Here is a 9,432-nt window from a genome sequence, read left to right on the forward strand (position 1 = left end):
GCGTCCGCACCGATATGACGGTACAGCTCGGTCATGAAGCTCTGGCAGAGCGCATGATCTCGCGCGTGCTCTTGCCCTTGGGGTTGAAGTTCGATCCGCCCTTGCCGCCGCCCATCGGCAGTCCACGATCACGGTGTGCGGCACCTCCTCGCGCCCCAGCTCCCAGGCGGTGAGCGAGGCGCCCTGATTGCGCGGCCGCGTCTCATCCACCCACACATGGATGTGGAGCCCGGCGCGGTGGGCCTTGTAGATCGGCGCCAGGGCCGTGCCCCAGTCCACCGTGGCGAGCCAGCCGGCGTTGCAGTGGGTGAGCACTCTCAGGGGCTCGTGCTGCCGTTCGGCCGGCCGCGCCGCCGCCAGCTCCTGGAAGAGCGCCAGGCCATGCTCTCCGATCGCCTCGCACATGGCCACGTCTTCGTCGGCGATGGCGGCGGCTTCACGCTTCGCGGCCTCGGCCCGCTGCTCCGGCGGCAGCGGAGCCACCCGATCGCGCACCCGCTCCAGGGCCCAGCGCAGGTTCACCGCCGTGGGCCGGGTGGCGTTGAGCCGCTCGAAGGCCGCCGCCAGGGATGCATCGGAGGGATCCACCTGCAGCGCCAGCATCAGGCCATAGGCGCCGGTCACGCCGATCAGCGGCGCACCGCGCACCACCATCATGCGGATCGCCTCGGCCGCCTCCTCGCAGCTGGCCAGCGTGCGGGTGGTGAAGCGATGCGGCAGCAGGGTCTGGTCGATCACGCCCACCGAGCGGCCATCCGGCTCCAGCCAGATGGTGCGCCAGGCCCTGCCGTCGATGTTCATGGGTGCCCAGGTCTCTCTGGAGCCGATCATCTCCGCTGGCCGTTCCGTCAGATCGGCCGGTAGCCGAACCAGTCGGGCACCTGGCTCTGGCTCCAGCCCTGGGGATGGGGCTCCAGCTGCACGTGCCAGCGCTCGCCGCCCAGCAGCTCCAGCTGCTCGATCGCCAGGCACTCGTCCACGGCGGCCAGATCATCCTTGTGCTGCTGCACGGTGCCCCGCAACCACTGGCGCCTGGCTGCCGCCTTGGCCGCCTCGGCCGAGCGGGCAACCACCAGGCCGAAGTGGTGCAGCTCGGCGAGGCAGTCGGGACGGTAGGCGCCCAGGTTCACGAACCACAGCCGCTCGGGCCGGGGCGCCGGGACCTCGCGCCCCAGGCGAACCGCGAAGCCATCGATCACCCGCACCGCCATGAAGCTGTCCAGGTGGAGGCCCTCACGCCGGCCGAACCACTGCCGCCGCAACTCCGGCAGGGTGTCCTCGATCGACTGGCCCGCCACGAAGCGCACATCGTGCAGCTCGATGCGGCAGCCCCGGGTGCGCCCCCCGAGCACCACCAGGAACAGCTGGGGATCTGCGCCAGAGTTCATGGCCGGAATCATCGGGCCGATGGGGATCTTGACGCTCTTTGAGCAGCAATGGGCCACCTACCGCGCCGTGGTGGAGCACGACCTGATGGAGCACCGGGCCCTGGGCGAGGCCACTGCTGCCGCGATCGGCTCCTGGCTGGACCGGCGCCCCGCCGGGGCCGCCTCGCCCCGCCTGGTCGATCTGGGCTGCGGCGACCTGGCCCGCTCGCGCCGCTGCTGCGCCGTCTGCCGCTGGAGTCCTACACGGCGGTGGATCTGGCCGGAGCCGTGCTGGGCATGGCCCGGGTCACGCTCGGGCCGGTGCCCTATCCCAGCACTGGCGGGAGGCGGATCTGCTGGCCTGGATCCAGCAGGCAGGGGAGCCGATCGACCTGCTGCATGCGGCCTTCTCCATCCACCATCTCAGCGACCCTGAGAAGGTTGCCTTCCTGCAGGCAGCCCGCCGGCGCATCAGCCGGATGGCCTGTTCCTCTGGGCCGACGTGTTCCGCGAACCTGGGGAGCCGCTGGAACCCTACCGCCAGCGCTATGCCGCACGGGTGCGGGAGGGTTGGCAGCCACTCAGCGGCGAGCAGCGGGAGCAGGTGATCACCCACCTCTGCGGCTTCGATCAGCCTGCCGACGCCGCCGCCATTCAGGCGGTAGCCGAGGCGCCGGCTGGCGCTGGCGCTGGGCTTGGCAGGGCCGGCACCGGGCCGAGGCCCTGGCCGTGCTCACACCAGCCTGAGGCTCAGGGCTGGATCCGCACCGGCGTACCGACCGCCGTGCGCTCGAACAGCCAGCGGGCGGTGGCACGGCTGAGACGGATGCAGCCGCGGCTGCGAGGCACTCCGAAGCACTGACCGCTGTTCTCCTGCCAGGGCGCCGGGTGCAGACAGTAGCGGTCGGCGCCGAGTCCACCACCGCCCAGGCACATCACATCGGGCACCGCCGGGGTGCGGTAGTCGCTCCCCACCAGAGGCGTGCTGGCGTACTTGGTCATGATCCGAAACTCCCCCACCGGCGTGGGGGAGGCCGTCAGGCCGGTGGAGACCAGGGCGGCATAGATCGGCCGGGGGCCGCTTGCGTAGGCGTAGAGCCGCTGTTCGGAGAGATCGATCAGCAGCAGGGTGATCAGCTCCAGCATGGACGCTGGAGCTAGCTGTGCTCCCGCAGGAAGGTGATCGTGCCCTTCAGTTCCTCCGCGAAGCGATCGATCTCCTCCGGGGTTGTGGTGAAGCCGAGGCTGGCGCGTGCCGAGCCGGAGATCCCGTAGAGGCGGTGCAGGGGCTGGGTGCAGTGGTGACCGCTGCGGATGCAGATGCCGGCCGAATCCAGCAGAGCGGCAATGTCATTGGCGTGCAGGCCATCCACGGTGAAGGAGGCCAGGGCGCCGCGGTCGGGCTGCTGCTCGGGGGTGGGCCCGAGGATGCGCACACCCTCGATCGCCTGCAGGCGATCGAACAGCTGGCGGGTGAGCATCTGCTCCCAGGCGTGGATGCGATCGAGCCCGAGAGCGCTGAGGTAGTCGAGCGCGGCACCCATGCCGATCGCCTCACCGATGGCCGGTGTGCCGGCCTCGAACTTGTGGGGCAGTTCGGCCCAGCTGCTGTGATCCAGATACACATCCTGGATCATCTCGCCGCCGCCCAGGAAGGGGGGCATCGCCTCCAGCAATGCCTCCCGCGCCCAGAGGAAACCCATCCCGGTGGGGCCGCAAAGCTTGTGGGAGCTGCCCACGAGGAAGTCGGCCCCGAGCGCGGCCACGTTCACGGGCAGATGGGGCAGGCTCTGGCAGGCATCCACCAGCAGCAGGGCTCCGGCGGCGTGCGCCAGGGGAGCGATCCGCGCGATCGGGTTGAGGCAGCCGAGCGTGTTGCTCACCTGCACCAGGCTCACGAGCCTGGTGCGCTCCGACAGCTGCCGGCGCAGGTCGTCGAGATCCAGCTCGCCGGTCTCGGTGAGGCCCACATGGCGAAGCACGCAGCCGGTGCGCGCCGCCAGCAGCTGCCAGGGCACCAGGTTGGAGTGGTGCTCCATCACCGAGAGCAGGACCTCGTCACCGGCGCGCAGATTGGCCTCGCCCCAACTGCGCGCCACCAGGTTGATCGCCTCGCTGGCGTTGCGGGTGAACACGATCTCGCGCGGGCTGGCCGCCCCCACGAACGCCGCCGCCTTGACCCGCGCACCCTCGAAGGCATCGGTGGCCCGTGCACTCAGCTGATGGGCACCGCGGTGCACGTTGGCGTTGTCGTGCTCGTAGTAGTGCCGCATCACCTCGAGCACCTGGCGGGGCTTCTGGCTGGTGGCGGCGTGATCCAGATAGATCAGCGGCTGGCCCAGGCAGGCCGTCTGGGCCAGCAGAGGGAAATCGGGCCTCGTCAGGGCAGCCAGGTTCTCGGGCTCAGCCGCAACGGGCGGCGTTGCCGGCACGGCCAGGGCTGAATCGAGGGCTGGAGACGCTGTCATGGCGATCAGTGCTCCGCCAGGAGCCGCTCAAGGGGCCGGTGGGGCAGCGCGGCGACGGGCAGCTCGCGCAGCACCTCCTCACAGAAGGCGCGCTGCAGCAGCTGGGCGGCCTGGGCGGCGGCGATGCCACGGCTGCGCAGATAGAAGAGTTCGTCGGTCCGCAGGCGGCTCACGGTGGCTCCATGGGCACACTTCACGTCGTCGGCCACGATCTCGAGCTCGGGCTTGGTGTCGATCCTGGCGCGATCGGAGAGCAGCAGGTTGCGGCTGAGCTGGGCGGCGTTGGTGCGCTGGGCGGCACGGGGCACCTGCACGGCGCCGTTGAACACGCTGCGGGCCTGGTCATCGGCCACGGCCTTGTGCAGCTGGTCGAGCTCGCCATCCGGGCCCTCGAAGCACACGAAGCTGTGCGTATCGGCCACCTGGCGATCGCGACAGACCTGCAGGCCACGCAGTCGGGTGAATGCGGCTCCCTGCCGCTGCAGGATGCGCGGCTCCTGGCGGGCCAGGGCCCAGCCGCCGCACACGGCCGTGTGCTCCAGACGGCTGCCGCTCTCCTGGAGCACGGCGGTGTGCTGAAGCAGACACGCCTGAGGATGGCCCAGTCCCAGGCTGCCGAGCTTCAGGCTGGCGCCAGGCTCGAGGATCACCTCGGTCACCAGGCTGAGGCCGTTGGCAGCGCTGGAGCAGGGCCGCAGCAGCAACTCCAGGCTGGAGCCGGCCTCGAGCACCAGCAGCAGCCGGAAGGCCGCCAGGCCGGCGGCGGCACCGGCGTCGAGAGCAAGCTCGAGCGGCGCGGCTGCGCCGCTCACCCGCAGCGCCAGCAGGGCAGGCCCCGCTCCGGCGTTGAGCCGCACGGGCCAGTGGTCGGCACTGGCGGTGGCCGCCAGTGCCTGGCCGAGCCAGGGGCCCGCCTCAGCTGCGCCGAGGCGTTGCACACCGGCGGGCAGGCTGATCAGGGCAAGCGGATCGGCGCCATCCAGCAGCCTCGGTTCCAGGGTCGTCAGGGCGCCCAGATCGGTGAAGCGCCAGTCCTCATGGCGGCGGCCGGGCAGGGGCGCACCGGCGAGATCGACCAGCCATGCGGCAGAGCCGGGCCCAGGCGCGGCTGCAGCCGGAGCAGCGGCAGGAGCGGCCACCATCAGGCCACCTCCACGGGTGCGCGCTCAGCCTCGAGACGGGCGAGCTCCTGATCCACCCAGTCGTAGCCGCTGCGCTCAAGCTCGAGCGCCAGTTCCTTGCCGCCGCTGCGCAGGATGCGGCCGGCCGCCATCACATGCACGTAGTCAGGCGTGATCAGATCGAGCAGGCGCTGGTAGTGGGTGATCAGCAGCGTGGCGTTATCGGGGCCGGCCAGCTGGTTCACCCCGCCGGCCACGATCCGCAGGGCGTCGATGTCGAGGCCGGAGTCGGTTTCATCGAGGATCGCGACAAGCGGCTCCAGCAGGGCCATCTGCAGGATCTCGTTGCGCTTCTTCTCGCCACCGCTGAAACCCTCGTTCACCGAACGATCCAGGAAGGCGGGATCCATCTGCACCACCTTCAGCCGCTCGCGCACCAGATCCTCGAAGGCGAAGGTGTCGAGTTCCTCCTCGCCCCGCTCGGCGCGGCGGGCATTGGTGGCCACCCGCAGAAACTCCAGGTTGCTGACGCCGGGAATCTCCACCGGATACTGGAACCCCAGGAACAGACCGATCCGGGCCCGCTGTTCGGGATCGAGTTCCAGCAGGTTCTCGCCGCGGTAGAGCACGCTGCCACCGGTCACGGTGTAGGCCGGATGACCGGCCAGCACCTTGGAGAGGGTGCTCTTGCCGCTGCCATTGCGGCCCATCACGGCGTGGATCTCGCCGGCGCGGATCGTGAGGTTCACCCCCTTGAGGATCGGCTGATCCTCCACGGCGGCATGGAGATCACGGATCTCGAGCAGAACCGGAGCGTTGGAACGGATCACAGGGGAAGAACGGGGAAGCGGGGAGAAAGGGGGAGACGAACCGGGGACAGGTGGGGGTCAGCCCACCGACCCCTCCAGCTTGAGCGCGAGGAGCTTGTCGGCCTCGGCCGCGAATTCCATCGGCAGCTGGTTGAACACATCGCGGCAGAAGCCGCTGACCATCATCGAGACCGCCTCCTCGAAGCCGATGCCACGACTCTGCAGATAGAAGAGCTGATCTTCTGAGATGCGGCAGGTGCTGGCCTCGTGCTCCACGGCCGCATCAGGCTGCTGGGAGCGGATGTAGGGATAGGTGTTGGCTGCGGCCTGATCGCCGATCAGCATCGAATCACATTGGCTGTAGTTGCGGGCACCCACGGCCTTAGGGCCGATCTGCACGAGTCCGCGATAGCTGTTGCTGGAGTGGCCGGCGCTGATGCCTTTGCTCACGATGGTGGAGCGGCTGCGCGGGCCCACGTGAATCATCTTGGTGCCGGTATCAGCCTGTTGACGATTGTTGGTGAGGGCCACGGAATAGAATTCACCCACCGAATCGGCACCCTGTAGCACGCAACTGGGATATTTCCAGGTGATCGCCGAGCCGGTTTCCACCTGAGTCCAGCTGATCTTGCTGCGATCGCCGCGGCAGTGGCCACGCTTGGTCACGAAGTTGTAGATCCCGCCCACACCGTGCTCATCGCCGGCATACCAGTTCTGCACCGTTGAATACTTGATCGACGCATCATCGAGAGCCACCAGCTCCACCACCGCCGCATGCAGCTGGTTGATGTCGAACATCGGGGCGGTGCAGCCCTCCAGGTAACTCACCGAAGCGCCTTCCTCGGCCACGATCAAGGTGCGCTCGAACTGGCCGGTGTCGCCGGAATTGATGCGGAAGTAGGTGGAGAGTTCCATCGGGCAGGCCACCCCCTTCGGGATGAACACGAAGGAGCCATCGCTGAACACGGCCGAATTGAGCGCAGCGAAGAAGTTGTCGTTGCTGGGCACAACCGTGCCCAGGTACCGCTCGATCAACTCCGGGTGCTCCTGCACAGCTTCGCTGATCGAGCAGAAGATCACGCCATGCTCGGCAAGCTGCTCCTTGAAGGTGGTGGCGATCGAGACGCTGTCGAAGACCGCATCCACCGCAACGTTGGAGAGACGTTTCTGCTCGCTCAGCGGGATGCCGAGCTTGTCGAAGGTTTCGAGCAGCTTGGGATCCACCTCATCGAGGCTGGCCTTCTTGGCCTGCTGCCTGGGGGCCGCGTAGTAGATGATGTCCTGGTAATCGATCGGCGGGTAGCCGAGGGCGGCCCAGTCCGGCTCCTGCATCTGCTGCCACTGGCGGAAGGCCCGCAGGCGGAAGTCGAGCAGGAAGCCCGGCTCATTCTTCTTGCTGGAAATCAGCCGGACCACCTCCTCGCTGAGGCCCTTGGCGATCTTCTCGGTTTCGATCTCGGTGACGAAGCCGTACTTGTACGGCTGAGAAACCAGATCCCCAACAGTGGCGGTGGACATGACGGATAAGGGCAGGATCAGCCTGCGGTGAGGGCCTTCACTTCCTCGAGGGAGATGGTCTGCTTCTCGCCCCGGAAGGGGTTGTCTTCGGTGAGGAACAGCATGCAGTGGCACTCCTTACGCTCCCGCATGGCACGCAGGGGCAGTTCCAGAAGGCCTGGGCCACCTCGGCCTGCTTGTCCTCGTAATGGCGGCAGGGGCAGAGCGCACCGCCGAGTTCGTCCTTGTGGCGTGCCAGACCCTCGAGAACCACGGCGGTCACCCCAGGGTCGCTGCAGAAGTAGGTGCCGGTGCGCTGGGCGTAGGTCTCTGCGAACTTGCGGATCACCTCCAGGCTGTCGGAGCTGGGGGCCGAAGGCTGATCGGGACCGTTGGACGCGCTGGTTTCGGACATGACGCTGGGCGGTGTCGCAGGACGGTGACGCGGGGAGTGCCGCAGGGCGGCATCGAGGCGTTTACGAAACGCTGGTGTTTCCTTATCGGGCAGCGTAGAGCACACGCTCGGCCGCTGGGCTCGGCGCCCATTGTGCAGCCCCACCCCAATTGCGTTCGACACGTGGCATGGTGTGGAAGCCCGGTGTCGGCCATGAGCAGCACCACATCCAACGCCACCACCAGTTCCAGCGGCAGCCGCGAGCGGCAGGCCCGGGAGGCCGCCAGTCGCGAAGCGTCGACCCGGGAGGAGGCTCTCACGTTGCTGCTGCGCCACGGCCAGGCCACCGCATCCGACCTGGCGTCCTGGCTGAGGGTGTCCGTGCAAGCCATGCGTCGCCACCTGCGCAGCCTCGAGGAGGATGGCCTGGTGGAGGCCAACTGCCGCGGGGCAGGTCCCGGCCGGCCGAGCAACCGCTGGCAGCTCACCGCCAGGGGGCAGGCCCGGTTCCCAGACGGCAGCGAGGACTTTGCCCTCGGCCTGCTCAGCTCCATCGCCGGCAGCCTCCCCCCAGGCACGGTGCAGGTGCTCCTGGAGCAACAGGCACGCGAGAAGGCCTCGTCCTATCGCCGCCAGCTGGGCAGCGGCTCCCTGGAGAAACGCCTGGAGCGTCTGGTGGAACTGCGCCGCCGGGAAGGCTTCGTGGCGGAGTGCTCCGAGGACGGCGAGGGCTGGGTGATCCGCGAATTCCATTGCTCGGTGATGCGCATCGCCGAGCAGTTCCCCTGCGTCTGCGACCAGGAACTCCAGCTGCTGCGCCAGACCTTCCCCGATTGCCAGGTGGACCGTGTGCACTGGCGCCTGGAGGAGGGTCATTCCTGCGGCTTCCGGCTGGCACGCCGGGCCGCCGGCCCGGCGTGATCCCCGCCGGCGCCGGCCCCCTCAGCGCCGAGGAGCTGATCGGTCTGGAGAGCACCCTCCTGCCGGCCCTCGAACGCCATCACCTGCGTCTGCTGGCCCACGGACTGCGCACCCTCCAGGCCATCGCTGGCCGCCGCAGCGGCCAGCCCCCCGGCGCCGAGGCCATCGCCGCCTGGAGCTGCCGGCAGCCTCAGCTCGCCGACGATCCCGACTTCCAGCACGTGCTGGCGGGACAGCTGGCGAACATCGCTGCACAGGTGGTCATGATCGCGGCGAGCCTGGACTGCGACCCCCTGGCCCTCAGCCTGGACGATCTCGGCCGGTGGGCCGTGCAGCAGGCCGATCGACGCCTGGGCACCACCAGCGACCGCCCTGGCGGCTGATGCCAGCACCGGCTCTCGGTGCCCCTCTCAGCGGCTGAGCAGCACCACCCCCAGCAGGGCCAGAGCCGCCGCGACCGCACCGGCCCAGCCGGGCCGATCCCCCTCCCAGCGCGCCAGGGGCAGGGCCATCACCGGAGCGGTGGCCAGGAGGGCGACGGCCAGTCCACCAGGCAGCCGGCTGAGGGCCAACTGCTGCAACACGATGCCGCCGCTCGTGCCCAGCAGGGTGGCCGCCAGCACCGAAGGCCAGCGCCGCCGTGCCGGCCTCGGCCCGCAGCGACACCGCCATCGGCGCAACAGGACCGGCGCGAGCGGCAGCAGAACCACGGCACCACCCAGGAGCCGCAGGCTGGCGGCGCCGAGTGGCGTGACCGGGTGGGCCAGCCTGCCCCATTTCGGGCACGGCTATAGCCAAAGCATCTGAGCCTGTCATGAATGAACTTGGGTGCCGCGCGCTGTGCGCTCGCTCACC

Annotated in this window: 10 protein-coding genes and 3 pseudogenes; 3 read left to right on the forward strand and 10 right to left on the reverse strand. The window is 69.1% G+C overall.

Annotated elements, in window-relative coordinates; genetic code table 11:
- From SYNGFB01_RS15475 to SYNGFB01_RS08685, 3 genes and pseudogenes are all read right to left on the reverse strand, one after another.
- Positions 1-124 (reverse strand): annotated as a pseudogene (locus SYNGFB01_RS15475) (Glu/Leu/Phe/Val dehydrogenase dimerization domain-containing protein); the annotation flags it as partial.
- Positions 121-801, reverse strand: a pseudogene (locus SYNGFB01_RS08680) (s-methyl-5-thioribose-1-phosphate isomerase); the annotation flags it as partial. The pseudogenes SYNGFB01_RS08680 and SYNGFB01_RS15475, both read right to left, overlap by 4 nt.
- 47 nt (positions 802-848) lie before the next feature.
- On the reverse strand, positions 849-1,388 hold the full coding sequence (locus tag SYNGFB01_RS08685; protein WP_082325955.1) for a DUF1543 domain-containing protein: 540 nt from the start codon (positions 1,386-1,388) through the stop codon (positions 849-851).
- 28 nt (positions 1,389-1,416) lie between these two features.
- On the opposite strand from SYNGFB01_RS08685, the gene SYNGFB01_RS15480 reads away from it, so the two are divergent.
- Entirely contained in the window at positions 1,417-1,803 is a 387-nt protein-coding gene (locus SYNGFB01_RS15480; RefSeq protein WP_235300074.1) for a hypothetical protein, read from the forward strand.
- A gap of 314 nt (positions 1,804-2,117) precedes the next feature.
- Here the strand turns inward: SYNGFB01_RS15480 and SYNGFB01_RS08690 are convergent, their stop codons facing one another.
- The 6 genes and pseudogenes from SYNGFB01_RS08690 to SYNGFB01_RS08715 form a co-directional block, all read right to left on the reverse strand.
- The gene (locus SYNGFB01_RS08690) at positions 2,118-2,513 is read right to left on the reverse strand and encodes a L,D-transpeptidase (RefSeq protein ID WP_048017734.1); all 396 of its coding nucleotides are present in this window, start codon (positions 2,511-2,513) and stop codon (positions 2,118-2,120) included.
- Positions 2,514-2,524: 11 nt separating this feature from the next.
- A complete protein-coding gene (locus tag SYNGFB01_RS08695) occupies positions 2,525-3,835 on the reverse strand; it encodes a SufS family cysteine desulfurase (RefSeq protein WP_048017735.1) in 1,311 nt (436 codons plus the stop codon).
- Positions 3,836-3,840: 5 nt separating this feature from the next.
- A complete protein-coding gene (sufD, locus tag SYNGFB01_RS08700; protein WP_048017736.1) occupies positions 3,841-4,977 on the reverse strand; it encodes a Fe-S cluster assembly protein SufD in 1,137 nt (378 codons plus the stop codon).
- The gene (gene sufC / locus SYNGFB01_RS08705) at positions 4,977-5,786 is read right to left on the reverse strand and encodes a Fe-S cluster assembly ATPase SufC (protein ID WP_048017737.1); all 810 of its coding nucleotides are present in this window, start codon (positions 5,784-5,786) and stop codon (positions 4,977-4,979) included. Before sufC ends, sufD begins: the two co-directional genes overlap by 1 nt.
- A gap of 57 nt (positions 5,787-5,843) precedes the next feature.
- Complete coding sequence (sufB, locus tag SYNGFB01_RS08710) at positions 5,844-7,283, reverse strand: Fe-S cluster assembly protein SufB (protein WP_048017738.1); 1,440 nt, start codon at positions 7,281-7,283, stop codon at positions 5,844-5,846.
- A gap of 17 nt (positions 7,284-7,300) precedes the next feature.
- Positions 7,301-7,677, reverse strand: a pseudogene (locus SYNGFB01_RS08715) (ferredoxin-thioredoxin reductase catalytic domain-containing protein).
- Between the two features lie 192 nt (positions 7,678-7,869).
- Here SYNGFB01_RS08715 and sufR point away from each other — a divergent pair.
- Positions 7,870-8,577: an iron-sulfur cluster biosynthesis transcriptional regulator SufR gene (sufR, locus tag SYNGFB01_RS08720; protein ID WP_082325956.1), complete on the forward strand. Its 708-nt coding sequence runs from the start codon at positions 7,870-7,872 to the stop codon at positions 8,575-8,577.
- On the forward strand, positions 8,574-8,960 hold the full coding sequence (locus SYNGFB01_RS08725) for a hypothetical protein (RefSeq protein WP_048017739.1): 387 nt from the start codon (positions 8,574-8,576) through the stop codon (positions 8,958-8,960). The genes sufR and SYNGFB01_RS08725 overlap by 4 nt, the downstream gene beginning before the upstream one ends.
- Positions 8,961-8,987: 27 nt before the next feature.
- Here SYNGFB01_RS08725 and SYNGFB01_RS12575 read toward each other — a convergent pair whose 3' ends face one another.
- Complete coding sequence (locus SYNGFB01_RS12575) at positions 8,988-9,344, reverse strand: EamA family transporter (protein ID WP_082325957.1); 357 nt, start codon at positions 9,342-9,344, stop codon at positions 8,988-8,990.
- Positions 9,345-9,432 lie beyond the last annotated feature (88 nt).

Origin of the sequence: Synechococcus sp. GFB01 (genome assembly GCF_001039265.1) — a bacterium.
Taxonomy (GTDB): domain Bacteria; phylum Cyanobacteriota; class Cyanobacteriia; order PCC-6307; family Cyanobiaceae; genus NIES-981.

Bases quoted from the DNA above. Each gene is read 5' to 3' on its own strand.
- sufB (WP_048017738.1), bottom strand. From the start codon at position 7,283: ATGTCCACCGCCACTGTTGGGGATCTGGTTTCTCAGCCGTACAAGTAC.
- SYNGFB01_RS08690 (WP_048017734.1), bottom strand. From the start codon at position 2,513: ATGCTGGAGCTGATCACCCTGCTGCTGATCGATCTCTCCGAACAGCGG.
- SYNGFB01_RS08695 (WP_048017735.1), bottom strand. From the start codon at position 3,835: ATGACAGCGTCTCCAGCCCTCGATTCAGCCCTGGCCGTGCCGGCAACG.
- sufR (WP_082325956.1), top strand. From the start codon at position 7,870: ATGAGCAGCACCACATCCAACGCCACCACCAGTTCCAGCGGCAGCCGC.
- SYNGFB01_RS08685 (WP_082325955.1), bottom strand. From the start codon at position 1,388: ATGAACTCTGGCGCAGATCCCCAGCTGTTCCTGGTGGTGCTCGGGGGG.
- sufD (WP_048017736.1), bottom strand. From the start codon at position 4,977: ATGGTGGCCGCTCCTGCCGCTGCTCCGGCTGCAGCCGCGCCTGGGCCC.